This is a genomic window from Streptomyces sp. Je 1-369, from assembly GCF_026810505.1.
Taxonomy (GTDB): Bacteria; Actinomycetota; Actinomycetes; order Streptomycetales; family Streptomycetaceae; genus Streptomyces.
Genome location: NZ_CP101750.1, coordinates 5,062,808 through 5,087,817 on the forward strand (window position 1 = coordinate 5,062,808; position 25,010 = coordinate 5,087,817).

At 70.4% G+C, this 25,010-nt stretch carries 24 protein-coding genes and 1 pseudogene; 18 read left to right on the plus strand and 7 right to left on the minus strand.

Annotated elements, in window-relative coordinates; genetic code table 11:
* Positions 1-50 precede the first annotated feature (50 nt).
* From NOO62_RS23065 to NOO62_RS23090, 6 genes are all read left to right on the plus strand, one after another.
* Entirely contained in the window at positions 51-686 is a 636-nt protein-coding gene (locus NOO62_RS23065) for a TlpA family protein disulfide reductase (RefSeq protein ID WP_268772793.1), read from the plus strand.
* Positions 686-1,450 carry a cytochrome c biogenesis CcdA family protein gene (locus tag NOO62_RS23070; RefSeq protein WP_268772794.1) on the plus strand — a complete coding sequence of 255 codons (765 nt, stop codon included), beginning with the start codon at positions 686-688 and terminating at the stop codon, positions 1,448-1,450. Before NOO62_RS23065 ends, NOO62_RS23070 begins: the two co-directional genes overlap by 1 nt.
* A gap of 3 nt (positions 1,451-1,453) precedes the next feature.
* Complete coding sequence (locus tag NOO62_RS23075; RefSeq protein WP_268772795.1) at positions 1,454-3,235, plus strand: cytochrome c biogenesis protein ResB; 1,782 nt, start codon at positions 1,454-1,456, stop codon at positions 3,233-3,235.
* Complete coding sequence (gene ccsB, locus NOO62_RS23080) at positions 3,232-4,329, plus strand: c-type cytochrome biogenesis protein CcsB (protein ID WP_268772796.1); 1,098 nt, start codon at positions 3,232-3,234, stop codon at positions 4,327-4,329. Before NOO62_RS23075 ends, ccsB begins: the two co-directional genes overlap by 4 nt.
* 81 nt (positions 4,330-4,410) lie before the next feature.
* Complete coding sequence (locus tag NOO62_RS23085; RefSeq protein WP_268772797.1) at positions 4,411-5,046, plus strand: RNA polymerase sigma factor; 636 nt, start codon at positions 4,411-4,413, stop codon at positions 5,044-5,046.
* Positions 5,043-5,978 (plus strand): CU044_5270 family protein, encoded by a 936-nt coding sequence (locus tag NOO62_RS23090; protein WP_268772798.1) that lies wholly within the window; start codon positions 5,043-5,045, stop codon positions 5,976-5,978. Before NOO62_RS23085 ends, NOO62_RS23090 begins: the two co-directional genes overlap by 4 nt.
* A gap of 28 nt (positions 5,979-6,006) precedes the next feature.
* Here NOO62_RS23090 and NOO62_RS23095 read toward each other — a convergent pair whose 3' ends face one another.
* Complete coding sequence (locus NOO62_RS23095; RefSeq protein WP_268772799.1) at positions 6,007-6,954, minus strand: isopenicillin N synthase family dioxygenase; 948 nt, start codon at positions 6,952-6,954, stop codon at positions 6,007-6,009.
* A gap of 122 nt (positions 6,955-7,076) precedes the next feature.
* Here NOO62_RS23095 and NOO62_RS23100 point away from each other — a divergent pair, with 122 nt between their 5' ends.
* Positions 7,077-8,042, plus strand: coding sequence for a DMT family transporter (locus NOO62_RS23100; RefSeq protein ID WP_268772800.1), 966 nt, complete (start codon positions 7,077-7,079; stop codon positions 8,040-8,042).
* Here NOO62_RS23100 and NOO62_RS23105 read toward each other — a convergent pair.
* Positions 7,942-8,835: pseudogene (locus NOO62_RS23105) on the minus strand (LysR family transcriptional regulator); the annotation flags it as partial. The gene NOO62_RS23100 and the pseudogene NOO62_RS23105 overlap by 101 nt on opposite strands.
* A 5-nt stretch (positions 8,836-8,840) precedes the next feature.
* On the minus strand, positions 8,841-9,158 hold the full coding sequence (locus NOO62_RS23110) for a PLD nuclease N-terminal domain-containing protein (RefSeq protein WP_268772801.1): 318 nt from the start codon (positions 9,156-9,158) through the stop codon (positions 8,841-8,843).
* 89 nt (positions 9,159-9,247) lie between these two features.
* Between NOO62_RS23110 and NOO62_RS23115 the strand changes: the two genes are divergently transcribed.
* The 3 genes from NOO62_RS23115 to NOO62_RS23125 are packed head-to-tail and all read left to right on the plus strand — an operon-like array spanning position 9,248 to position 12,307.
* Positions 9,248-10,708 carry a menaquinone biosynthesis decarboxylase gene (locus NOO62_RS23115; protein WP_268772802.1) on the plus strand — a complete coding sequence of 487 codons (1,461 nt, stop codon included), beginning with the start codon at positions 9,248-9,250 and terminating at the stop codon, positions 10,706-10,708.
* Positions 10,705-11,607 carry a menaquinone biosynthesis prenyltransferase MqnP gene (gene mqnP / locus NOO62_RS23120; protein ID WP_268772803.1) on the plus strand — a complete coding sequence of 301 codons (903 nt, stop codon included), beginning with the start codon at positions 10,705-10,707 and terminating at the stop codon, positions 11,605-11,607. The genes NOO62_RS23115 and mqnP overlap by 4 nt, the downstream gene beginning before the upstream one ends.
* Before the next feature lie 25 nt (positions 11,608-11,632).
* On the plus strand, positions 11,633-12,307 hold the full coding sequence (locus tag NOO62_RS23125) for a UbiX family flavin prenyltransferase (RefSeq protein WP_268772804.1): 675 nt from the start codon (positions 11,633-11,635) through the stop codon (positions 12,305-12,307).
* Here NOO62_RS23125 and NOO62_RS23130 read toward each other — a convergent pair.
* Positions 12,304-12,429 (minus strand): hypothetical protein, encoded by a 126-nt coding sequence (locus NOO62_RS23130; protein WP_268775983.1) that lies wholly within the window; start codon positions 12,427-12,429, stop codon positions 12,304-12,306. The genes NOO62_RS23125 and NOO62_RS23130 overlap by 4 nt on opposite strands.
* A 133-nt stretch (positions 12,430-12,562) precedes the next feature.
* On the opposite strand from NOO62_RS23130, the gene NOO62_RS23135 reads away from it, so the two are divergent.
* The 6 genes from NOO62_RS23135 to NOO62_RS23160 all read left to right on the plus strand — a co-directional run bounded on the left by NOO62_RS23135 (position 12,563) and on the right by NOO62_RS23160 (position 18,071).
* Positions 12,563-13,018 carry an Lrp/AsnC family transcriptional regulator gene (locus NOO62_RS23135; RefSeq protein WP_030791839.1) on the plus strand — a complete coding sequence of 152 codons (456 nt, stop codon included), beginning with the start codon at positions 12,563-12,565 and terminating at the stop codon, positions 13,016-13,018.
* 63 nt (positions 13,019-13,081) lie between these two features.
* Entirely contained in the window at positions 13,082-14,245 is a 1,164-nt protein-coding gene (mqnE, locus tag NOO62_RS23140; RefSeq protein WP_268772805.1) for an aminofutalosine synthase MqnE, read from the plus strand.
* A gap of 35 nt (positions 14,246-14,280) precedes the next feature.
* Positions 14,281-14,805 carry a GNAT family N-acetyltransferase gene (locus NOO62_RS23145; RefSeq protein WP_268772806.1) on the plus strand — a complete coding sequence of 175 codons (525 nt, stop codon included), beginning with the start codon at positions 14,281-14,283 and terminating at the stop codon, positions 14,803-14,805.
* A 116-nt stretch (positions 14,806-14,921) separates the two neighbouring features.
* The gene (locus NOO62_RS23150; protein ID WP_268772807.1) at positions 14,922-15,221 is read left to right on the plus strand and encodes a DUF4229 domain-containing protein; all 300 of its coding nucleotides are present in this window, start codon (positions 14,922-14,924) and stop codon (positions 15,219-15,221) included.
* A gap of 375 nt (positions 15,222-15,596) precedes the next feature.
* Positions 15,597-17,024 (plus strand): dicarboxylate/amino acid:cation symporter, encoded by a 1,428-nt coding sequence (locus NOO62_RS23155; protein ID WP_268772808.1) that lies wholly within the window; start codon positions 15,597-15,599, stop codon positions 17,022-17,024.
* Between the two features lie 315 nt (positions 17,025-17,339).
* Positions 17,340-18,071, plus strand: a complete 732-nt coding sequence (locus NOO62_RS23160; protein WP_268772809.1) for a TetR/AcrR family transcriptional regulator — start codon at positions 17,340-17,342, stop codon at positions 18,069-18,071.
* Here the strand turns inward: NOO62_RS23160 and NOO62_RS23165 are convergent.
* Together NOO62_RS23165 and NOO62_RS23170 are read right to left on the minus strand one after the other, a co-directional pair.
* Positions 18,034-18,891, minus strand: a complete 858-nt coding sequence (locus NOO62_RS23165; RefSeq protein WP_268772810.1) for a MaoC/PaaZ C-terminal domain-containing protein — start codon at positions 18,889-18,891, stop codon at positions 18,034-18,036. The two genes, NOO62_RS23160 and NOO62_RS23165, sit on opposite strands and share 38 nt — an antisense overlap.
* Before the next feature lie 642 nt (positions 18,892-19,533).
* Positions 19,534-20,850: a 3-oxoacyl-ACP reductase gene (locus NOO62_RS23170; protein ID WP_268772811.1), complete on the minus strand. Its 1,317-nt coding sequence runs from the start codon at positions 20,848-20,850 to the stop codon at positions 19,534-19,536.
* 72 nt (positions 20,851-20,922) lie between these two features.
* Between NOO62_RS23170 and NOO62_RS23175 the strand changes: the two genes are divergently transcribed.
* Complete coding sequence (locus tag NOO62_RS23175) at positions 20,923-22,203, plus strand: acetyl-CoA C-acetyltransferase (protein WP_268772812.1); 1,281 nt, start codon at positions 20,923-20,925, stop codon at positions 22,201-22,203.
* A gap of 107 nt (positions 22,204-22,310) precedes the next feature.
* Entirely contained in the window at positions 22,311-23,894 is a 1,584-nt protein-coding gene (locus NOO62_RS23180; protein ID WP_321170596.1) for an alpha/beta hydrolase, read from the plus strand.
* Between the two features lie 10 nt (positions 23,895-23,904).
* Here the strand turns inward: NOO62_RS23180 and NOO62_RS23185 are convergent, their stop codons facing one another.
* On the minus strand, positions 23,905-24,993 hold the full coding sequence (locus NOO62_RS23185; protein WP_268772813.1) for a transaldolase family protein: 1,089 nt from the start codon (positions 24,991-24,993) through the stop codon (positions 23,905-23,907).
* Positions 24,994-25,010: the final 17 nt, after the last annotated feature.

Genomic DNA, 25,010 nt, shown 5'->3' on the forward strand with positions numbered 1-25,010 from the left:
GGTGGAGGGGGTGCGGAAGATCCACGAAATGGACATGCGAAACTTTTCACATGAGTGTCGCCTGCCGCGCCCCACACCGCACCGATAGCAGCAATCACCGCCGCAGCCGCGCCGCCCTGCTCGCCGCAGGTGCCGTCGTCGCCGCGCTGACACTGTCCGCTTGCGGCTCCGGCGGCACGTCGGGGGGTTCCGGCAACACCAACTTCGTCGCCGGGTCCGACGGCATCGCCACCGTCAAGAAGGCGGACCGCAAGGCGAACCCGTCGCTCGACGGCGAGACCCTCGACGGCAAGAAGCTGAACATCGCCGAGGACTACAAGGGCAAGGTCGTCGTCATCAACGTCTGGGGCTCCTGGTGCGCCCCGTGCCGGGCCGAGGCGCCGAACTTCGTGAAGGTCGCCGCGGAGACGAAGGACAAGGGCGTCGAGTTCGTCGGGATCAACACGCGTGACCCCGAGCGGGGCCCGGCGATCCAGTTCGAGAAGGAACACAAGGTTCCCTACCCGAGCCTGCACGACCCGAGCGGCAAGCTGATGCTGCGCTTCCCCAAGGGCTCGCTCAACCCGAACTTCATCCCCTCCACGCTCGTCGTCGACCGGGACGGGAAGATCGCGGCCCGCTCGCAGCAGCCACTGGACGAAGAGAAGCTGCGGAAGATGATCGACCCCGTGCTCGCGGAGAAGTGATGTCGACGCTCGCGGCCTTCACCGGACCGAACCAGACCGTGATGAGCGGAGCCCTGCTCCTCGCGATCCCGGTCGCCCTGCTCGGCGGACTCGTCTCCTTCTTCTCGCCCTGCGTCCTGCCGCTCGTCCCCGGCTACCTGTCGTACGTCACCGGCGTCAGCGGCCAGGACCTCGGCGAGGCGAAGCGCGGCCGGATGGCCGCGGGCGCCGGACTGTTCGTCGCGGGATTCACCGTCGTCTTCGTGTCGGCCACCGTCTTCTTCGGGGCGCTCGGGCGCACGCTCAAGGAGCATCAGAGCGCCGTCAACACGACGCTCGGCGTGGTGATGATCGTGCTCGGCCTCTTCTTCATGGGGCTCATGCCGTGGCTCACACAGCGCGAGTTCCGCTTCCACAAGCGGCCCGCCGTCGGGCTGGCCGGCGCACCGATAGTGGGTGCCCTCTTCGCCGTCGGCTGGACGCCGTGCATCGGCCCGACCCTCGCCTCGGTCGTCGCCCTCTCCGCCGAGGACGCCAACCCGCAACGCGGTGCCATCCTCGGTGTCGCGTACTCTCTGGGGCTCGGCATCCCGTTCATCCTCGCCGCGGTCGCCTTCCGCAAGACGCTCGGCGCGTTCGGCTGGGTGAAGCGGCACTACGTCTGGGTGATGCGCATCGGCGGCATCATGATGATCGCGACCGGCCTCCTCCTCGTCACCGGTGTGTGGGACAGCATGGTGCAGGAAATGCAGGTCTGGACCAGCAGCTACACCCCGGGGATCTGATTCATGAGTAAGACAGAAGCTCCTGAAGGAACGTCCGAAGCCCGCGAGGGCACGGACGGGTCCCGCGAGGACGGCGACCTCGGTGCCGCGGGCGCCAGACTGTCGACCGCTCCACGGGACCGGGACGACGCCCCCAACCTGCCGCGCCTCGGCCCCATCGGCTGGATCCGCTGGTTCTGGCGGCAGCTCACCTCGATGCGCGTCGCGCTGATCCTGCTCCTGCTGCTCTCCCTCGGCGCGATCCCGGGCTCCCTGATCCCGCAGAACAACGTCGACGAGCTCAAGGTCCAGGACTTCATGGACCGGCACACGACGCTGGGCCCGCTCTACGACAAGCTGCAGCTCTTCGATGTCTACAGCTCGGTGTGGTTCTCCGCGATCTACATCCTGCTGTTCGTCTCCCTCATCGGCTGCATCGTGCCCCGCACCTGGCAGTTCGTCGGCCAGCTCCGCGGCCGCCCGCCGGGCGCCCCCAAGAAGCTGACCCGGCTGCCCGCCTACACGACGTGGCGCACCGACGCCGAGCCCGAGCAGGTGCACGACGCCGCGCTCGCGATGCTCAAGCAGCGCCGCTTCCGCGCGCACACCGCGGGCTCCGGCGCGGGCAGCTCCGTCGCCGCCGAGAAGGGCTACCTGCGCGAGGCCGGCAACCTGCTCTTCCACATCGCGCTGATCGTGATGCTCGTCGCGTTCGCCGCCGGACAGCTCTTCAAGTCCGAGGGCGGCAAGCTGGTCATGGAGGGCGACGGCTTCGCCAACACCCTCAGCCAGTACGACGACTTCAAGTCCGGCAGCCTCTACGACTCCGACGACCTGGCGCCCTTCAGCTTCACGCTCGACAAGTTCGTGGGGACGTACCAGGAGTCGGGGCCCAACCGCGGCACGGCCCGCACCTACCGCGCGGACGTCACCTACAGCGAAGGCGCCGACGGCCCCGAGAAGAAGAAGTCCATCGAGGTCAACGAGCCGCTGGAGGTCGACGGCTCGAAGGTCTACCTGATCGGCCACGGCTTCGCCCCCGCCGTCACCGTCCGGGACGGCAAGGGCAAGGTCGTCTACCGGGCGTCCGTACCGGTCCTTCCCATCGACCAGAACGGCACCTCGACCGGCGCCATCAAGGTCATGGACGGCTACCGCGACAAGAACGGCAAGTCCGACCAGCTCGGCTTCAACGCCTTCTTCGTGCCGACCTTCGCGGGCGCCGGCAAGGGCCAGATGTTCTCGCAGTTCCCCGCCGCGAACTACCCGGTCCTCGCCCTGTCCGCCTACCACGGCAGCCTCGGCGTGGACGCCGGTGTCCCGCAGAACGTGTACCAGCTGGACACCCGCAAGATGACGAAGTTCAAGGACGCCAAGGGCGAGCTGCTCAAGCAGCGGCTGCGCCCCGGCGAGACCATGAAGCTCCCCGACGGCGCCGGCTCGATCACCTTCGAGAAGGACCTCAAGGAGTGGGCGACCTTCCAGATCTCCCAGCAGCCCGGCACCGGGTGGGCGCTGGGCGGCGCCATCGCCGCCGTCGCCGGTCTCGCGGGGTCCCTGTTCATCCAGCGCCGCCGCGTCTGGGTGCGGGCGGTCAAGGGCGCCGACGGCGTCACCGTCGTCGAGATGGCGGGCCTCGGCCGCAGCGAGTCCGCCAAGGTCCCCGAAGAGCTTGCCCAGCTCGCCGCCCACCTGCACGATCAGGCGCCCACCGCGCCCGAACAGGACCCGGACGCGGAAGCCACCTCCGGCTCCGACGCCGCAACCGACCCCGATGTCGTACCTGCCGAAGGGGCTGAGAAGTGAATCTCGCCACCACCCTGGCCGCCGAGCCCAACGAGAACCTCGCGCACATCAGCAACGTGTTGATCTACTCCGCGATGGCCGTCTACCTCCTGGCGTTCTTCGCGCACATGGCGGAGTGGCTCTTCGGCAGCCGCAGCAAGGTCGCCCGCACGGCGGCGGCGCTCACGCCGGGCAGCAAGACGGTTGCCGCGGCCGCGCCCGCCGTCACCACCCAGGCCCAGGGCGGCACCGCCACCCTGGAACGCCCCAAGGTCGTCACCCGTTCCGTGGCCGGCACCCGTGACGTGCCCGACGGGCCCGGCGCCTCCGGCGGCGACGAGAAGGGCGACCTCTACGGCCGCATCGCCGTCTCCCTCACGGTCCTCGCGTTCCTGCTCGAGTTCGGCGGCGTGCTCACCCGCGCCCTGTCGGTGGAGCGCGCGCCGTGGGGCAACATGTACGAGTTCAGCATCACCTTCTCCACCGTGGCCGTCGCCGTGTACCTGGTGCTGCTCGCGCTGAAGAAGAACATCGCCTGGCTCGGCCTCCCGCTGGTCACGACGGTCCTGCTCGACCTCGGTCTCGCCGTCACCGTCCTGTACACCGACAGCGACCAGCTGGTGCCCGCGCTGCACTCGTACTGGCTGTGGATCCACGTCTCCACCGCGATCTTCTGCGGTGCCGTCTTCTACGTCGGCGGCGTCGGCACGTTCCTCTACCTCTTCCGCGACAGCTATGAGACGAAGCTCGCGAGCGGCGGGCAGCCCGGCAAGTTCGCCACCTCCGTCCTGGAGCGGCTCCCCTCGGCGGCCTCGCTCGACAAGTTCTCGTACCGCCTGAACGCCGCGATCTTCCCGCTGTGGACGTTCACGATCATCGCGGGCGCGATCTGGGCGGGCGACGCGTGGGGCCGCTACTGGGGCTGGGACCCCAAGGAGGTCTGGTCCTTCATCACGTGGGTCGCCTACGCCGGTTACCTGCACGCCCGCGCCACGGCGGGCTGGAAGGGCCGCAAGGCCGCCTACCTGGCCCTCATCGCCTTCGGCTGCTGGCTGTTCAACTACTACGGCGTGAACATCTTCGTCACCGGCAAGCACTCGTACGCCGGGGTCTGAGCGACGCACCTTCACAAGAAGCCGGTTCCCGTGACCCAGGTCACGGGAACCGGCTTCTTCCGTTCGGACAGGTAAGGGGGCGTGGAGACGAATCAGGGGGAACTTCAGGCACGTCACAGAGCGCTGCGCGTCCGCATCAGGGACGGGGACGCCGTCGCCTTCGGCGAGCTCTTCGACGCGTACGCACGCTCCGTCTACAACCACGCCTACCGCCTGACGGGCGACTGGTCGTCCGCCGAGGACATCGTGTCCCTGACCTTCCTCGACGCGTGGCGGCTGCGCGGCCGGATCGACGCGGACGGCGGGTCGCTGCGGCCCTGGCTGCTCGGCGTCGCCACGAACGTCACCCGCAACACCCGCAGGGCCGCCCGTCGGCACGCGGCCGCCGTGGCACGCCTTCCGCGCGACGAGGTGGTCGCCGACTTCGCCGACGAGCTCGCCGGGCGCATCGACGACGAGGAGCAGCTCGCCCTCGTCCGCACGGCTCTGGCGGAGCTGCGCCGCGCCGAGCGCGAGGTGCTCGCGCTGTGCGTCTGGTCGGGGCTCGACTACGTGTCGGCGGCGGCCGCGCTCGGCATCCCCGTCGGCACGGTGCGCTCCCGTCTCTCCCGGGCCCGGGCGAAACTCGCAAAAGCCTTGGAACCTCCCAAGAGGCGCGGACAGGTAAGAGGTGACCGCACCACGGCGGTCAGGCCCATCAAGGAGGGAAACCGATGAACGAGCTTCCCGAGCGCGACCTTCCGCCGGGCCGTCATCACCTGCTCAAGGAGCACCTGTTGACCGAGATCCGGCAGGAACAGAAAGACCAGAAGCGGAACGAGAAGCGGGCCAAGTCGTGGTTCCGCCCCGCGCTCCTCGCGGGAGCGGTCGCCGCGACGGTCGTGGCGGGCGTCCTGGTCGCCTCGCCGTTCGGCGACCGTGCGGCGCAGGCGGGCCCGCCGTCGAAGGAGACGGTGCGGATGCTGGAGGAGATCGCGGCGGCGGCGAAGGCGCAGCCTGCGCAGAAGGGGGTCCGGGACGACCAGTACGTCTACATCAAGAGCAAGGCCGGCTACATGGCGACCACGGTGTCGAAGGACGGCGAGAAGTCGGAGATCGAACCCGTCCGCCCCCGGGAGGTCTGGCAGTCCGTCGACGGCCTGCACGACGAGATGCTCCACGAGCCGGACGGCGGCTTCCAGTACGAGCGCATGGAAGCCGACCCCCCTCTGGTCGAGGGGGACGATCACTACCGCAGCCTGCAGAAGCTGCCGACCGACCCGGTCAACATGCTCGACTGGCTGCACAAGGTCAGCGACGGCGGCGAGAGCGAGGACCAGAACACGTTCGTGCTGGTCGGCGACCTCTCGTACGAGTCGTTGATGCCGCCCGAGCAGGCCGCGGCCCTGTACCTGGCCGCCTCGAAGATTCCCGGCGTCGAGCTGGTCGAGGACGCGGTGGACGCCGAGGGGCGGCACGGCGTCGCCATCGCCCGTGAGGACGACGGCATCCGGCAGGAGCTGATCTTCGACAAGAAGACCAAGCAGTTCCTCGGCGAGCGGGAGGTCGCCGTCGAGGATCTGCCCACCGGGTTCAAGAAGGGGACCGTGGTCGGCCGCAGCGCCATCCTGGAGCGCACCGTCGTCGACAAGCTGGGCGAGCGCCCATGAGTGCACCCATGTCAGGAGTGCGCGACGGCTACTCCACGGTGATCGCGTCCAACTGCCCCCGCAGGTACACGTGCGAGTCGACGCCCCGTACGTCCGTGCCCGGGTCGCACTCGTAGAAGTACACGAGTGACATCAGCTCCTCGGCGGGCAGGTCGGCGGGCGGCGGCAGCACGCGGTGGCGGCCCGACTGCCAGCGGCCGCCGGACCAACGTGCCATCAGATCCCCGATGTTGACCGTGAACGCCTCCGGGTCGAACGGCGCGTCCTGCCAGCCGTCGTCGTCCGTGAAGACCTGGAGGCCGCCCCGGCCCGCCTGCCGGTCGAGGACCGTGACCGTGCCGAAGTCCGTGTGCGGGCCGATGCGGAACTGGCCCGGCTCCGGCTCGCCCACGGTCTCGCGGCCCGGATACCAGTTGATGTTGAAGCCCCACGTGGGGTGCCCGGTGTGGCGCGTGAAGAAGTCCTCGGGCTCGCCGAGGGCCACGCCGAGGAGTTCGAGGAGGCGGTCCGAGAGCGACCGCATCTCGCGCAGGTACGTGGTCACCAGGGCCCGCAGCTCCGGCGTCTCCTCCGGCCACGTGTTCGCCGCGAACCACTCCGCGTCGACCGCCGCGTCACCCGTCGGCTCGTCGGCGGCGAAGGACAGCGACTCCTTGAGGTCAGGGGGAGCGGCCGTGCCCTCCGCGTAGCTGTTCGCCTCGGCGCCGGGGCCCAGCCAGCCGCGGTCGCCGACCTTCACCGCGTACGGCCGCTTGGCCCGCTCGGGGAGACGGAAGAAGCCGCGCGCCGACGACCGGATCGCCGCGCGCAGCGCCGGGTCGACGCCGTGCCCGGTCACCAGGAGGAACCCGGCGCTGCGCAGCGCCTCGTCGACGGTCCGTGCCGTCCGCGCGCGGGCCTCGGGATCGCCGGAGAGCCAGGGCCGCAGATCGACGGTCGGGATGCGGGACGCGCTGTGCGCCGGTGCGCTGGTCATGTCTCCCATCGTGCCCGTCCGGGGCCCCTGTCAGGCCTCATCGACGCCGCCGATGGAGCCATCGGAAGGACGCCTCACTGGCGCGTGGACCAGCACATACGCCCGCTCGTAGCTTCATGGACATGACCTCAGACAAGCTTTCCGAGCGCACGGGCACGGCCCAGCTCACCGCCGCCATGATGCTGTCCGGCACCCTCGGCATCTTCGTCGTCGAGTCCGGTGCGTCCGCCTTCAACGTCGTCTTCTTCCGCGTCCTGTTCGGCGCCCTCGCCCTCGGCGCGTACGCGTTCGCCCGCGGCTACTTCCGCGACCACGGCCTCACCCTCAAGAAGTTCGGACTCGCCGCGCTCGGCGGGGTGTTCATCGTCTTCAACTGGGTGTTCCTCTTCAAGGCGTACGAGGCCAGCTCGATCTCGCTGGCCACCGTCGTCTACCACACACAGCCGTTCTTCCTGGTGCTGCTCAGCGCCCTCGTCCTGCGCGAGCGGCTGTCGCGCTCCCAACTGGGCTGGCTGGTCGTCGCGTTCGCGGGGCTCATCCTGGTCTCGGGGGTGCGGTTCGGGGACGCGGGCTCGCTCGCGGGCATCGGGCTCGCGCTCCTCGCCGCCGTCCTCTACGCCCTGTCCACCCTCGTCACCAAGCGCGTCACCGGCGTACGGCCGCATCTGATCGCCCTGGTCCAGGTCGTCATCGGCATCCCGCTGCTGCTGCCGTTCACCGACTTCGGCGCGATGGGCGGCACCGGCGCCGGGTGGGCCTGGCTCGCCGGGCTCGGCGTGATCCACACCGGCCTCATGTACGTCCTGATGTACGCGGCGTACGCGAAGCTGCCCACCGCCAAGATCGCCGTGCTCGCCTTCACCTACCCGGCGGTCGCGATGGTCGCCGACTGGGCGGTCTACGGCCACCACATCGGGCTCGTCCAGGCGCTCGGCGTCCCGCTCATCGTCGCCGCGAGCCTCAAGGTCACGCTGGCCCGGACGGCGAGCCCTGCTCCCGCACGAGCCGCACGGCCTGCTCGACGAACAGCCGCACCTGCGGAGCCAGACGCTTCCCCGACCGCCACGCGAGCTGCGTCCACAGTGTGAAGGGCGGCTCCCACGGCAGTCGTACGAGCGTGCCCTCCGCCAGCTCCCGCGCCACGGCCACCGAGGGCAGCAGCGCGACCCCCAGACCGCCCGCCACCCCCTGCTTCGTCGCCTCGATGGTGCCGAACTCCATGAAGGGGGGTGGCGTGCCGGTGCGTTCGTGGAGCTCCGCTTCGAAGAGGTCACGGTACGGACAGCCCGGTTCGGTGCCGACGAGCTGCGCCGACGCCAGGTCGCCCGTGGTGAGGGCGGCCGCGCCGCGCCCCGCGAGCGGGTGGGCGGGCGCGCAGACCAGGACCAGCGGCTCCTCGGCGAGGACCTCGGTCTCCAGACCCTGGTGCGCGGTCTCCGGCTCCATCAGGAAGCCCACGTCGTACGTCCCCTGGCGCAGGGCCTGCCGGGTCTCGTCGCCCAGTGTGGGGCGCAGCGAGAGCCGCACCTTCGGGTAGCGGTGGTGGAAGAGTTCGAGGAGCGGCGGCAGCCGGTAGGAGGTCAGGGACTCCATGGTGCCGACCGCGATGGTGCCGGAGGGTTCCTCGGCGCCGACGACGGCGGCCCGTGCCTCGTCGGAGAGGTCGATGAGCTGCCGGGCGTAGGGCAGCAGCCGCTCGCCCGCCTCGGTGAGGCGGATGCGGCTGCCGAGCCGGTCGAAGAGCTCCGTGCCGAGTGAGGTCTCCAGAGCGCGGATCTGGCTGGTGACGCTGGACTGCGCGTACTTCAGCTCGGTGGCGGCCCGGGTGAAGCTGAGGACGGTGGCGACCTTCTCGAAGGTCACGAGCAGCCGCAGTTCCACGGCCGTCAGCCCTCGTTGCCCTTGTCGCGCCGGTTCTCGTCCGGGTCCTCTTCCTTGTCCTTCAGGGACTTCAGGAACTCCGGGTTGTCGTCGGGCGCGACCCAGCGGGTCCTGCCGCCTCCGGCCGCACCGGGCGCGTGCCGCTTCTTGCCGGTGACGAACCAGGCGATGGGGCCGAGAAGCACCTCTCCGAAGAGGAGCACGATGATGACCCACACCACCTTGGGCAGATGCCTGACCTCTTTCTCCGGAGTGTTCAGGACATCGATGAAGGCGTAGATCCACACCGCCAGGACCAGCAGGAACGGCAGATACCTGAGCATGGTGGCGCGATCCCCCAAGCGGTTGCGGCGGGTGGCGTGCGTGCCCCCGGTGACGGGGCCAGGGTAACCGGTGCCGGATACTGGAACGCATGGCTTACGACGATCTTCGCTCCCTGCTCCGGGCACTGGACCGCGAGGGCGATCTCAAGCGCATCAAGGCCGAGGTCGACCCGTACCTGGAGGTCGGTGAGATCACCGACCGGGTGCAGAAGGCCGGTGGCCCCGCGCTCCTCTTCGAGAACGTCAAGGGCTCCGCGATGCCCCTGGCGATGAACGTGTACGGCACGGACCGGCGCCTCCTGAAGGCGCTCGGCCTGAAGTCGTACGACGAGATCAGCGAGAAGATCGGCGGCCTGCTCAAGCCGGAGCTGCCGCACGGCTTCGTCGGGGTGCGCGAGGCGTTCGGGAAGCTCGGCGCGATGGCGCACGTACCGCCGAAGAAGGTGAAGTCCGACAGCGCGCCGGTGCAGGAGGTCGTCCTCACGGGCGACGACGTGGACCTGGAGCAGCTGCCCGCGCTCTTCACGTGGCCCGAGGACGGCGGCTCCTTCTTCAACCTGGGCCTGACCCACACCAAGGACCCCGACACCGGCGTCCGCAATCTCGGTCTGTACCGCCTGCAGCGCCACGACAAGCGCACCATCGGCATGCACTGGCAGATCCACAAGGACAGCCGCAACCACTACCAGGTGGCCGCGCGCAGGGGCGAGAAGCTGCCGGTCGCGATCGCCTTCGGCTGCCCGCCCGCGGTGACGTACGCCTCCACGGCGCCGCTGCCCGGTGACATGGACGAGTACATGCTGGCCGGGTTCATCCAGGGCAAGCGCGTCGAGATGGTCGACTGCAAGACGGTGCCGCTCCAGGTGCCCGCGCACGCCGAGGTCGTCATCGAGGGCTGGCTGGAGCCGGGCGAGATGCTGCCGGAGGGGCCCTTCGGCGACCACACGGGCTTCTACACGCCGCAGGAACCGTTCCCCGCGCTGAAGATCGACTGCGTGACGATGCGGAAGCGTCCGCTGCTCCAGTCGATCGTGGTCGGCCGCCCGCCGACGGAGGACGGCCCGCTGGGCCGCGCCACGGAGCGCTTCTTCCTGCCGCTCCTCAAGGTGATCGTCCCGGACATCGTGGACTACCACTTGCCGGAGTCGGGCGGCTTCCACAACTGCGCGATCGTCTCGATCGACAAGAAGTACCCGAAGCACGCGCAGAAGGTCATGCACGCGATCTGGGGCGCGCACATGATGTCCCTGACGAAGCTGATCGTCGTCGTGGACAAGGACTGTGACGTGCACGATCTGCACGAGGTGTCCTGGCGCGCGCTCGGCAACACGGACTACGCCCGCGACCTCACCATCGTCGAGGGTCCCGTCGACCACCTCGACCACGCCTCCTACCAGCAGTTCTGGGGCGGCAAGGCGGGCATCGACGCAACGAAGAAGCTGCCCGAGGAGGGCTACGTACGGGACGGCGGCTGGCCGGAGATGGTCGAGTCCGACCCGTCCATCGCGGCGAAGGTCGACCGTCGCTGGAAGGAGTACGGACTCTCGTGAGTTCAGCATCAGCCGCGATCCCGCAGCCGGGGCGCACCAAGGCATTTCTTCGGCTCGTGATGATCGAGCACTCCGTGTTCGCGCTGCCGTTCGCGTACATCGCGGCGCTGACCGCGATGTTCCGGCTGGACGAGAACATCCACTGGGGGCGGCTGCTCCTGGTGACGGTGTGCATGGTGGGGCTGCGGACGTTCGCTATGGCGGCGAACCGGATCATCGACCGCGAGATCGACGCCCGCAATCCGCGCACCGCCCACCGCGAGCTCGTCACGGGCGCGGTGTCGGTGAAGTCGGCGTGGACGGGTGCGCTGATCGCGCTGGCCGTGTTCCTCGCGTCGGCGGCGCTGCTCAACCCGCTCTGTCTGGCGCTCGCGCCCGTCGCGGTGATCCCGATGGTCGTCTATCCGTACGGCAAGCGGTTCACGAACTTCCCGCAGGCGATCCTCGGCATCGCGCAGGCGATGGGCCCGGTCGGCGCGTGGATCGCGATCACCGGTGAGTGGTCGGGACAGGCGGTGATCCTCGGGCTCGCGGTCGGCATCTGGATCGGCGGCTTCGACCTGATCTACGCCTGTCAGGACGTGGAGACGGACCGCGAGGTCGGCGTGAAGTCGGTGCCCGCACGGTTCGGCATCCCGGCCGCCATCTGGGGTGCGCGCGCCTGTCACCTGGTGACGACGGCGCTCTTCGTCTGGTACGCGGCGTCCACCGACGCGGGCGTCTTCTTCTGGCTCGGCCTCGCGGTCGTCGCCGGAGCGTTCGTCTACGAGCACTCGATCGTGCGGCCGCACGACCTGTCCCGGCTGAACCGTGCCTTCTTCCAGGTGAACGGATTCATCGGGATCGCCCTGTTCGCGTGCGCGCTGCTGGATCTGCTCGTACGCGGCCTCACCGTCTGATGAGCCCGGCGATAGGCTTCATAGCGTGAACGCAGGAGATACACAGCGTAGGCCTTGGATCGTGGGGGTGTCGGGTGCCTCGGGCACGCCGTACGCCGCCGCTGTGCTGCGTGCGCTGCTCGCGGCGGGGGAGAGCGTGGACCTCGTCGTGTCCCGGGCGTCACGGCTGACGCTGCTCGACGAGACGGGGATCGCCTTCCGGGACGCGCACTGGCGCGACGATCTGCGGCAGTGGCTGGGGCGCGGTGCGGACGGCAAGCCGGGGGTGTTCGACCCGGACGTGTCCGACGTGCGGTACTGGTCGGCCGGTGACCTGGCGGCGGGGCCGTCCTCGGGGTCGTACGCGACGAAGGGGATGCTGATCGTCCCGGCGTCCACGGCGTGCGTGGCCGGGGTGGCGCTGGGTCTGTCGAAGGACCTGTTGCAGCGGTCGGCGAGCGTGACGCTGAAGGAAGGCCGACGGCTCGTGGTCTGCGTACGCGAGACGCCGTTGAACGGACAGACGCTGAAGCACTTGGTGGGCCTGGACGAGGCGGGCGCGATCGTGCTGCCCGCCTCTCCGGCGTTCTACGCGGGGGCGACGCACATCCAGGATCTGGTGGACTTCGTCGCCGGGCGGGTGCTGGACGCGGCACGGGTGCCGCACAGCCTGTACCGCCGGTGGGAGGGAGAGCTGGGCTCCGGCTCCCAGGGGGGTTAGCGCTTCTTGGCGGCGCGCTTCGTGCGGCGGGCCTCGGGCGCGGCGGTCTTGTGGGCACGCGAGCGGTTGGCCAGGTCCTGGAGCTCGCGCATGCGGGCGTAGGCCATCTCGATCGAGTACACGGGTGACTCACTCCTGAAGGATCGTCGTTGATCGGCTGAGATTGAGAAAGATTCGCAGGGTCTAGACCCTGTTACGCCTTAGATTCTACACATAGACTCGCGGTATCGCTGAATAATGAAAGGCATCGCACCTATGGACGCCGTGGACAGGCAGCTCATCCAGGCTTTGCGGGAGAACGGACGGGCGTCGTACGCCGAACTCGGCCGGCTCGTCGGCCTCTCCGGGCCCAGCGTCACGGACCGGATCAACCGCCTGGAGGCGGCCGGTGTCATCACGGGTTACCGCGCGACCGTCGACTCCGCCTCGCTCGGTCTCGGTGTCATCGCCCTCATCGGCATCTCGCTCTCCGACGCCGCCGACCACGAGGACGTGGCGCGGCGCCTGAAGGACCTGCACGAGATCGAGGACTGCTGGTTCATCGCGGGCGACGACTCGTACATGCTCAAGGTCAGGGCCAGCGACGTGGACGGCCTGGAGAAGACGATCCGCAGGCTCAGCGGCACGCGGGGCGTCTCCCGCACCCGGACGACCATCGTGCTCTCCACCAAGTGGGAGAACCGGGTCGGAGAGCTGCCCGAAGAGGAGTGAGCCCCGGGGCGTACCGTTGGCGTGAGTTGGTGGCAGGTCGTAGGGAGAGGTAAGGGCGAGGGCATGGACGCAGGTCTCAAGCGGGATCTTGAGCAGAAGGTCCGGGACGGGGAGCGGCTGTCCCGCGAGGACGGCATCGCGCTCTACGAGTCGGACGACCTGGCCTGGCTCGGCGGGCTCGCCCACGAGGTGCGCACCCGCAAGAACGGCGACGTCGTGCACTTCAACGTCAACCGTCACCTCAACATGACGAACGTGTGCACCGCGTCCTGCGCGTACTGCTCGTTCCAGCGCAAGCCGGGCGAGAAGGACGCGTACACGATGCGCATCGAGGAGGCCGTCCGTCTCGCCAAGGCGATGGAGGGCGAGAACCTCACCGAGCTGCACATCGTCAACGGCCTGCACCCGAACCTGCCGTGGCGCTACTACCCGCGGTCGCTGAGCGAGCTGAAGAAGGCCCTCCCGAACGTCTCCCTGAAGGCCTTCACCGCCACCGAGATCCACCACTTCGAGACGATCTCGGGGATGCCCGCCTCCGAGATCCTCGACGAGCTGATCGAGGCGGGCCTGGAGTCGCTGACCGGCGGCGGCGCGGAGATCTTCGACTGGGAGGTCCGGCAGCACATCGTCGACCACCGCACCCACTGGGAGGACTGGTCGCGCATCCACCGCCTCGCGCACGAGAAGGGTCTCAAGACCCCGAGCACGATGCTGTACGGCCACATCGAGGAGCGGCGCCACCGCGTCGACCACGTCCTGCGCCTGCGTGAGCTCCAGGACGAGACCGGCGGCTTCCAGGTCTTCATCCCGCTGCGGTACCAGCACGACTTCGTCGACATGCGGGACGGCAAGGTCAGGAACCGCCTCCAGGCGCGGACGACCATGGCGTCGGGCGCGGAGGCGTTGAAGACCTTCGCGGTGTCGCGTCTGCTGTTCGACAACGTTCCGCACGTCAAGGTCTTCTGGGTCATGCACGGCCTGCAGACGACGCAGCTCGCGCTGCAGCACGGCGCGGACGACATGGACGGCTCCGTCGTCGAGTACAAGATCACGCACGACGCGGACAACTTCGGCACGCCGAACAAGCTGACCCGCGAGGACCTCCTCGACCTGATCCGCGAAGCGGGCTTCCGCCCGGTCGAGCGGAACACGCGGTACGAGGCGATCCGGGAGTACGAGGGTCCCGACCCGCTGCTCCGGGAGACGCCGCAGGCCATGCGGGTCTGAGGGGCGGAGGGTTCAGAGGTCGGAGGGTTCTGTCCATGTCGCTCACTTTCCGGCTGGATCCGCCGGTCGACCCCGCGCTGCGCGACGGCGTCCTGGCCCTGTGGGCCGACGTCACCAACGCCGGCGGGGCCGTCGGCTTCGTGCCGCCCACGACGCCCGAGGAGATACGGCCCGAGTTCGTCCGGCACCTCGCCGCGATGGCCGAGGGCCGCACACGGCTCCTCGTGGGGTACGACGAGGAGGGCGCCGTCGCCGCGACCGCGTTCCTCACCCACAACACGCACCGCCTCATGCGGCACTGGATATGGCTCTACACGGTCATGGTCCACCCCCGGCACCAGGGCAAGGGGTACGGCCGCGACCTGATGGCCGCCGTCGAGGACGCGGCCCGCACGCTGGAGGGCACGGACGCGATCCGGCTCACCTGTCGCGGCGGAACGGGCCTCGAGCACTTCTATGCGTCCTGCGGCTACAAGGAGGTCGGGCGGGTGCCCGGCGCCATACGCGTCGCGCCGGGCGACGACCGCGACGACATCATGCTTCTGCGGCAGCTTCGGTAGGGCCGGGCGGGCCCGGGTTTTGGCCCGCCCCCCCTTGTCGGGGGCTGAGTTCTCCGTGCTTCACTGGAGAGGCTCGTCCTACTCGGGCCCATTTCGGAACGGAAGAGTGGATTGACATGCTCCGCTACACGCTGATGCGCCTCGGGATCTTCGTGGGTTGCTTCTTGGTCGTCTGGGGCCTCGTCTACTCCGAGATCCTGCCGCGCGGCCTCGGTGAGTCGAACCTGCTCTGGGTGCTGCTGCTCGCGCTGGTCATCTCCGCGCCGATCAGCTTCGTGGTCCTCCGCAAGGAGCGGGACCGCGCCTCGGAGACCGTCGTGGCGCGCGTGGACCGCGCCAAGGCGAACCTGGAGGCCAACCGCACGCAGGAGGACGAGGCGGACGACGTGGCGCGCGCGCAGGCGCAGAGTTCGTAAGCTGCGGCGTTCGTAAGCTTCGTCACACACTTTCGGGGACCCCGGTTCCGGAGCATCGCTCCGGGGCCGGGGTTCCGTGCGTTGCAGGGAGCCGACCGCACCCCGTCCGCGTCCCGTCGCACCCCTTACCTCAAACAAGACCTTTGATGTTCTCAAAGCACGAGTGTTAACGTGTTCGACATGAAGACAGCAGCAGCGCACCGCAACGCCATGAGCGTCCCGCTCGTGGCGCGCCTGCATGTCGACCTCTGCCGCTGCATGTCCGCGGCCTGTCACATCTGAAAGTGACCCCGCAGCAGCGGCACTCGCTGACCCTTCGCGGTCGCCGCTCCCGTACGTCCCCCTCCCCCTGACTTTCCTCACCGGAGTGTGTCCGTGTCCGCGAATTCCGCGACGCCCGCCGACAAGGCCGGCCAGACCGAGAAGCCCCAGTCCGGCTTCCGGATACCCAAGTTCCTCAAGATCCCCTTCTGGGCGCAGATCCTCGGCGGCCTCGTGCTGGGCGTCCTGCTCGGCTGGCTCGCCCGCAGCCAGGACATCTCCTGGCTGGTCACGACCCTCTCCAAGGTCGGTGACACCTTCATCGGCCTGCTGAAGCTCGCGGTCGCCCCGCTCGTCTTCTTCGCGATCCTGGTGTCGATCACCAACCTGCGGAAGGTCAACAACGCCGCACGGCTGGCCACCCGCACGCTGCTCTGGTTCATGATCACGTCGCTGATCGCGGTCGCCATCGGCCTCGCCATCGGCCTGCTCACCAACCCCGGCTCCGGCACCGGCCTCACGCCGAAGGACGGCAAGGCGCCCGACCACGCGGGCTCGTGGATCGACTTCCTGACCGGGATCATCCCGAAGGACGTCATCACGCCCTTCACTCAGCTGAACGTTCTGCAGATCGTCTTCATGGCCGCCGTCGCCGGTATCGCCGTGCTGAAGATCGGCGACAAGGCGCAGCCGATCCTGGAGCTGAGCGAGTCGGTGCTCGCCCTCCTCCAGAAGGCCCTGTGGTGGGTCATCAAGCTCTCCCCGATCGGCACCATCGGCCTCATCGGCTTCGCCATCGCGGACTACGGCTGGAACCTCATCAGCAAGTACGCGACGTTCACCGCCGACATCTACATCGGCTGCGCGCTGGTCCTCTTCGGCGTCTACCCGCTGCTCCTCGCGTTCGTCGCCAAGGTCAACCCGCTCCAGTTCTTCAAGGGCGCCTGGCCCGCGATCCAGCTGGCGTTCGTCTCCCGCTCCTCGGTCGGCACCATGCCGATCACCCAGAAGGTCACCGAGCGCCTCGGCGTCCCGAAGGAGTACACCTCCTTCGCCGTGCCCTTCGGCGCCACGACCAAGATGGACGGCTGCGCCGCGATCTACCCGTCGATCGCCGCGATCTTCGTCGCGCAGATCTTCGACGTGAACCTGGGCATCAAGGAGTACCTGCTCATCGCGTTCGTGTCGGTCGTCGGATCGGCCGCGACGGCGGGTCTGACCGGCGCCACGGTCATGCTGACGCTGACCCTGTCGACGCTGGGCCTCCCGATGGAGGGCGTGGGCCTGCTCCTCGCCATCGACCCGGTCCTCGACATGATGCGCACCGCGACGAACGTCGCCGGCCAGGCGCTGGTCCCGGTCATCGTCGCGGCCCGCGAGAAGATCCTCGACCGCGAGGCGTACGAGAGTGCGTCGGCGTCGTCGCTGGAGGACCTCGACGAGGCGGACTCGGCGGACTCAGCGGACGCGGCGGGCTCGGCCGGTTCGGCCGACTCGCCGGAGGACGCGCGGTCGTCGCGGAAGGTGCCTGCGACCGCGTGAGGCGGTCGGCGGCGCTGGGTTTCCTTGCGCCCCTTTGACCCTTGTCGGTCATGGGAACCCCACCCCGGAACAATTCCGGAGTGGGGTTCTTTCGTTTCTGTGCACGACCTTGACGGCTTCAAAGGCGGGTTCAGTATGACCCTCACCAGTGGCTTAATCAGGCTCGGATCAGGCTGGGATCCGGTAATCGTGACCCGGTCCCCGTTGACCGTACGCTGACGTGTGAACGGACAGCGTGGGAAGGCGGGGGCCGGGGTGGGCGAGAAGCGGCAGCGGAAGCGGCCTGGAGGGGCTAAGCAGCCGAAGCAGACGAGGATGCCGCGGGCCGTGCGCGAGCAGCAGATGCTGGACGCGGCGGTGCGGACGTTCGGGCAGCGGGGGTACCGGGCCGCGTCCATGGACGAGATCGCGGAACTCGCAGGCGTCTCCAAGCCGCTCGTGTACCTGTACCTGAACTCCAAGGAAGAGCTCTTCAGCGCGTGCATCCGGCGGGAGGCGGCGGCGTTGGTCGCGGCGGTGCGGGAGGGGGCGGCGGGGCGGGGTGTTGAGAACGACCGCGCTGTGCCTGGCGCACCGGCTGGGCTCGGCGTACCGGCTGTGTCTGGCGTACCGGCTGGGCTCGGCGCGCCCGCTGTGCCCGGCGTGCCCGCCGTGCCTGCTGATCGTCAACTGTGGGACGGGCTGCGGGCGTTCTTCACGCATACCGCGGAGCGGCCCGACGGGTGGGCCGTGCTGCACAGCCAGGCGCGGACGCAGGGGGAGCCGTTCGCGGCGGAGGTCGCCGCGATGCGGGAGGAGATCGTCTCCTTCGTCACGACGCTGATCGCGGAGGCGGCCCGGTCCGCCCACGGTGACCCCTCGCTGCCCGAGCGGGAGGTCGCCGGTCTCGCGCAGGCGCTGGTGGGCGCGGCGGAGTCGCTGGCCGGGTGGGCCAACGTGGAGGGATCCGTCTCCGCGAAGGAGGCGGCGGCGACGCTCATGAACTTCGCGTGGGCGGGCCTCGGGGGCCTCATGGAGGGGCGTCGGTGGGTCCCGTCACCCCTGTGAGGTGCAGCTTGCCCTCAGGGCTGCGGAGTTCGAAGGTGTGCGGGGTGGGGGCGGAGTAGGCGACGGCGGTGGGGAGCGGGACGGGAGCCCTGAACTCGATGCGGGTGTGTATTCCTTGCTGCCCCTGCCCCTGCCCCTGCCCCTGCTCCGCCAGGCAGCGCGCGGCGGTCCACATGCCGTGGGCGATCGCTCGGGGGAAGCCGAAGGGGCGGGCGGTGAGGGCGTGCAGGTGGATGGGGTTGCGGTCGCCGCTGACGGCGGCGTAGCGGCGGCCGAGGCCGGCGTGCAGCTCCCACGTCTTCTCGCCGGGGGCGGGGGCGGGGGCTGGGGCGGGGGCGGTGCCCGGCGCTGAGGTGCTGGCGTTCTGTGCCGTCTTGTGGCGGGCCAGGTAGGTGCTGCGGGACTGCCAGAGGAGTGCGCCGTCGGGGGACGTGGCTTCCGTGAGGAGGGTGGCTTCGGTGCCGCGGCGGTGGCGGGCGAGGGCGGTGGTGCGGACCGTGAGGCGCAGCTCTTCGGTGGGGCGGATGGGCCTGTACTGGTCGACCTCGATGGAAGTGTGCACGAGGCCGAGCAGGGGGAGCGGGAAGTCTCGCGCGGTCATGAGCCGCATGGTCAGGGGGAAGGCGAGGACGTGGGGGTACGTCAGGGGGAGGACGTCGTCGAAGGCCGCGCCGAACCCGCAGACGCGCTGGTAGGCGGCGAGGTGGGCGGGGTCCGGGGTGCGGGTGGTGGTGAGCCGGGTCGGGGGTGGCGGGGTTGATGGGTCGGGGTCGGGACGGGTGCGCCTGAGGGCGGCTCGGAGGAGGGCTAGGGCGGGCATTGCGTCCTTCCGGTGGCGGGTCGGTGGGGGCGGGTGCGCCGTGGGCCGTCTGTGGGGGCGGGGCCGCGGGTGGGTGCGGGTCGCCTTGGGCGGGGGGCGCCGTCGGTCCGTTTCTGGGTGCGGGTGCGGGTGCGGGTGCGGGTCGGGTGGGTGCGCCTTCGGTTCGTCTGTGGGGCGGGGCCGTAGGGGTATGTACGTACTCGCTATCCCTGCGCCGCGCGCACATACCCCTACGTCCCCTCGCGTCTCGCGGGCGGGTGCGGGTCGGTGGGGGTGGGTGCGCCTTCGGTTCGTCTGTGGGGGCGGGGCCGCGGGGGTATGTACGTACTCGCTATCCCTGCGCCGCGCCCGACATTCCCGGCCGTGGGGGTGTGCTCGGTGCTCCGTGCGCACATACCCCCACGTCCCCTCCGGCGCGCTCGCGGCTGCGGCCCGGTGGGACCGCAGCCCTTGCCCCTACTCCCGCTGGACGTCGCGGGGCAAACGGGCGGGCGGGTGGGGAACATCCGCCGCGAAGCGGCGGTCTTGGCGCTCCTACGGGACGGGGCGTCGCGGGGTGAACGGGCGGGCGGGTGGGAGTGATCCGCCGCGGAGCGGTGGGGTTGGCGCTAGTGCGGAGCGGGGCGTCGCAGGGGGCACCGGTCACGCGCCCAGGAGGCTTTGCGCGCAGACTCGGACCGTCTGGGCGTTGACGCCTCCCTGCGCCAGCCAGGACACCGTCTCGGCGACGTCGACGGGAAGGCCACCCTGCGCGAGGGAGTTCATGCGGCGCCCCGCTTCGCGGATGAGGAGAGGGACCGCCGCCGTCATCCTCGTCTCGATGAAGCCGGGCGCCACCGCGTTCACCGTCACCCCGTGCTCCGCGAGCGCCCGAGGCCCCAACGACCGTACGAGCCCGATGACACCCGCCTTGCTCGCCGCGTAGTTCGTCTGGCCCGCGTTGCCCGCGATCCCGGCGATCGACGCCGTGGCGACGACGCACCCCCCGCGGCGGAGCGTGCCGGTCTTGAGGAGCGTGTCGGTGACGGCGAGGACGGAGGTGAGGTTGACGTCGAGGACCGAGGTCCAGCGGTCCCGCGCCATGTTCGCCAGCTTGCGGTCCCGCGTGATGCCCGCGTTGTGGACGAGGACGTCGAGGCCGTCGGGCAGCGCCGCGGCGATCCGTTCGCCCGCGTCGGGCGCCGTGATGTCGAGGGGGAGCGCCGTGCCGCCGTCGAGGCGGTCGGCCAGGCGGGCCAGGTCGGCCTGGGCGGACGGTACGTCGAGGAGCGCGACCCGGGCGCCGTCGCGGGTGAGGACCTCCGCGACCGCCGCGCCGATGCCGCGCCCCGCGCCCGTGACGAGGGCGGTGCGGCCGGCCAGCGGACGGTTTCGGTCGGCCGGGGCGGCCACCGTCTCGGCGGGGCCGGTCTCGATGACCTGGCCGGTGACGTACGCCGACTTGGGGGAGAGCAGGAAGCGGAGCGTCGATTCGGCGGTGGCTATCGGGCCGGTGACGCGGACGAGGTTGGCGGTGCGGCCGCGGCCGAGCTCCTTCGCGAGGGAACGCAGGAAACCTTCCAGGGCCTGCTGTGCCGCCGCCTGATGGTGGTCCGCCGGGTCGGGCGGGGAGCCGAGGATCAGGACGCGGCCGTTGTCGGCGACGTCCCGGACCACCGGGTGCAGCACCGCGTACACCTCGGTGAGCGAGCGCGTGTCCGTGATGTCCGTGGCGTCGACGACAACGGCCGTGGGACGGCCCGGCGTTGTGGTGACGGTCAGGGACGTCGAGGCCAGGAGGGTCGGGAGGTCCGTGGCGTAGGGGGAGGCCGGGGAGGCGGTGAGGAGCAGCAACTCACCGGTCAGGGACGGGTGTTCGCGGGACCAGCGGTGCAGTCGCGTCGGCTGGGGCAGGCCCAGGCGGCGGGTGAGGAAGCGGCCGGGTCCGGTGGCGGTGAAGGTCAGGTAGCGGTCGGCCATTGTCCAACTCCCAGCTCGGTCGTAAATTTACTTCGGAGTAAGGTTACTCAAGGGTCAGGAGCTGGTCGAGACATGAGTCTTCCCTCTGTGCGCCGCGTCGCCGTCCTCGGCGGCACCCGCATACCTTTCGCCCGTTCCGACGGGCCGTACGCCACCTCGTCCAACCAGGACATGCTGACCGCCGTCGTCGACGGGCTTGTCGAGCGGCACGGCCTCCGGGGGGAGGGCGTGGTCGGCGAGCTCGTCGCGGGCGCCGTGCTCAAGCACAGCCGGGACTTCAACCTCGCCAGGGAGGTCGTCCTCGGGTCCGCCCTCGACTCCCGTACGCCCGCCTACGACCTGCAACAGGCCTGCGGAACCGGGATGCAGGCCGTCGTCGCCGTGGCCAACAAGGTCATGCTCGGGCAGGTCGAGTCCGGCATCGCCGGCGGATCCGACACGGCGAGCGACGCTCCGCTCGGGGTCAACGACGAGCTGCGGCGGGTGCTGCTCGCGGCCCGGCGCGCCAGGTCCGTGGGCGGGCGGCTGCGGGCGCTGGGCGGCGTACGGCCGCGGCACCTCGTGCCCGACATCCCGCGCAACGCCGAGCCGCGGACCGGGCTCTCCATGGGCGAGCACGCCGCCGTGACCGCGCGGAAGTGGGGGATCACGCGGGCGGCGCAGGACGAGCTCGCCGCGGCCAGTCATCAGCGGCTCGCGGCCGCGTACGAGCGGGGGTTCCTGGACGATCTCGTCGTGCCGTACGAAGGGCTCACGCGGGACCAGAATCTGCGGCCGGGGTCGACCGTGGGGCAACTGGGCGGACTGAAGCCCGTGTTCGGGGTGGCGGGCGGCGGGGCGACCATGACCGCGGGGAACTCCACTCCGCTGACGGACGGCGCGGCCGTCGTACTGCTGGGGAGCGACGAGTGGGCCGCGGCGCGAGGCCTCGAACCGCTGGCGCACCTCGTCGCCTGCGAGACGGCCGCCGTGGACTTCGTGCACGGTGATGTCGCCGGGGGCGAGGACGGGCTCCTGATGGCACCCACGTACGCCGTGCCCCGGATGCTGGAGCGCGCCGGGCTCGGACTGGGGGACTTCGACTTCGTGGAAGTGCACGAGGCCTTCGCCTCGCAGGTGCTCGCCACGCTCGCCGCCTGGGAGGAGCGGGGGCTCGGCACGGTGGACCGGGAGCGGTTGAACGTCGCCGGGTCCTCCCTCGCCACCGGGCATCCCTTCGCGGCCACCGGGGCGCGGATCGTCGCCACGCTGGCCAAGCTCCTCGCCGAGCGGGGGCGGCCCGGGCGCGGGCTCATCTCCCTCTGCGCGGCGGGCGGGCAAGGGGTGACCGCGATTCTGGAACGGCGGGAGTGACGGTGGGTGAGGGTTGTCACGGAGGGTGAGTGCGGGTCTGCGCCGGACGGGCGAGGCGCGTGGGGCGCGCTTAGGGTGAGCCGAGGGGCACACCCTGGGAGGTTGCCGTGCGCGGAGCTTGTGCAGTCGCCGGCGTCACCGTGCTGGTCGTCGTGGGAGCGGGCATGGCCGCCGCCGGTGACGACAGCGGGCGGCCCGATCTGGCGCGCTACTACACGCAGAAGATCGAATGGGGCGCCTGCAAGGGCGACACCGAGGCCATGGCGGAGGCCACGGGCGGCGCCGAGGACATCCGGTGCGGGCACGTGAGCGTGCCGCTCGACTACGCGGACCCCGACGCGGGTGACGTCGACGTCGCGATGATCCGGATGAAGTCCAGCGCGAGCGGCAAGCCGCGCGGCTCCCTGCTGCTGAACTTCGGCGGGCCGGGCGGACCCGGCGTATCCGCACTCGCCGGGGCCCAGAAGGACTTCGGTTTCCTCAGCAAGGACTACGACGTCGTCTCCTTCGACCCGCGCGGCGTCGGCCGGAGCGAGCCGGTCAGCTGCGGCGACGCGGAGGAGAGCACCGGTCCCTCGTCCGGCGGAACGGGTGACGCGGCCGCCGTGCTCGCGGAGATGCGCAAGGTGGCCGCCGAGTGCGCGAAGAAGTCGGGGCCCGTCCTGCCGCACATGGGGACCGTCAACGTCTCCCGCGACCTGGACGTCATGCGCCAGGCCCTCGGCGACAAGAAGCTCAACTACCTGGGGTTCTCGTACGGCACGCGGCTGGGCGCCGTGTACGCCGCGCAGTTCCCGAAGAGCGTCGGACGGATGGTCCTCGACGGCGTCGACACGCTCACCGAACCCGTCGCCGAGCAGTCCCTCGTGACCGCCGAGGGCCGCCAGACCGCTCTCGACAACTTCCTCACCTGGTGCACCGGCAACGCGGGCTGCGTCTTCGGCACGGACTCGCGCAGCGCGCGCAAGGGCATGGTCAGGCTCATCAAGGACATGGACCAGATGCCGCTGCGCTCCATGGACGGCGCCGAGTTCACCGGCCAGGACGTCGTCGGCGTACTCGGTCAGGCCCTGTACAGCAGGCAGGCGTGGCCCGCGCTCTCGCAGGCGCTGGGGGCGCTGCTCGCGGACGGTGATCCTCGGGCGCTGATACGGATGAGCGGGGGACTGTCGCATACGGGCATTCCGGGGAGGCCGCCCGCTGTGCCGTCGGCAGGCGAGGACATGCCCTCCGACAACATGCCCCCCGACAACATGGCTGCCGCTCTCATGGCCGTGAACTGCGCCGACGACCCCGACCGGCCCGACGCCGCCCACATAGAGAAGGAAGTCGGCAGGCTGCAGAAGCAGTTCGACGACGCGTCGCCCGTCTTCGGCAAGTCGATGCTGATGCCCGTCCTGCTCTGCTTCGGGCGGCCGGCCGGGACGAGTTACATCCGGGAGGACGTACGTGACGTGAAGACGCCCAAGCTGCTGCTCGTCGGCACGCGCGGTGACCCGGCCACGCCCTACCGGTGGACGGAGGAGACCGCGCGCCGCCTCGGTTCGCAGGCCGTCGTCCTGGACAACAAGGGGGACGGGCACACCGGTTATCTGGGGTCCACGTGTGTCCAGGACAAGGTGAACGGGTTCCTGCTGTACGGGGAGACGCCCAAGAGCGGCGAGTCCTGCGCGGCCGACGACGGTGGGTGAGGTCGGCGGATCAGGCCGGGGTCAGCCGTCTGTGGGCCTGGTGGGCCGCACGGTGCGGGCGGACGGGCGGATGGGGCTTGTCCGCACGGGGCGCCGTCGCTGCCGCGAGCGTCCGTGGTGAGCCGTGTGTACCCGCCGCCACCGTCTCCATCGAGATGCCGAACCAGTTCAGGTACGCCAACGTCCGTTCCGCGTCGGCGTAGTGGCGCCACACCCGGTCGCCGCTCACCGTGCCCGCCTCCGCCAGCGCGTGCGCCGCGGCCGGGCGCATCGCCGTGGCCGTGCCCCTCGTCACCAGCTCCTGCACGTAGTGCGCCGCGCGGTACGGGGAGGCGCCGCCCGTCACCCACAGGAGCTTCGGTTCCGGGGTGCCCGCGGCCGCGAGCGCTCCCCAGCGTGCCGAGGAGAACGTCATCTCGTGCGTACGGTGCGCGAGGCGGGCGCACGCCACTCCCGCGCGGCCGCGGAGCGCCTTGGCCTCGTCGGAGCCGATGAGGTCGAGGCGGGCGTCGACGTGGCGTTCGACGCCCGTCACGTCGAAGGAGAGGAAGGAGGCCGCGCGGGCCGACCCCTCCAGCGCGGTCCGCGCGGACAGTGCCGACAGGAGGGCCGTGGCCACCTGCCCGTACCGGCGCGGGGAGCACACCCCGGACACCTCCACCGCTACGTCCAGCGCCAGCAGTGATCGCAGGGTCGCCGTGTCGGCCGCCTCCTCGGGGAGGCGTACGACGAGGTTGGGGCGGTCGATCTCGTCGCGCAGGGCGCGGGCCCGCGCCGCCCAGACACCGGAATCGGTGTCGGAGTCGGTCTCGGCGTCGGTAGCGTCCGGCGGGGCCGTGGGGAGGGGGACGGAGACCAGGCCCTTGGTGCCGCCGCTCGCCCGGTGGTGGGGGAGGAGCTGATCGCAGGCCCGCCTGATCCCGTCGGCCGTGACGTGGCCGCCCGCGGGGTCGTCGTGCGCGGTGCCCATGCGGGCGCCCGCCACCTCGCCCTCCGCGAGCGCGCGGCGGATCTCGCGCGCCGCGTTCTCAGCGGTTGCCGTTACGTCGATCCATACGTCGACGCCCTCGGCCCGCAATCGCTTCCAGGCGTGATTCATCGCCCCCACCCTCTCCT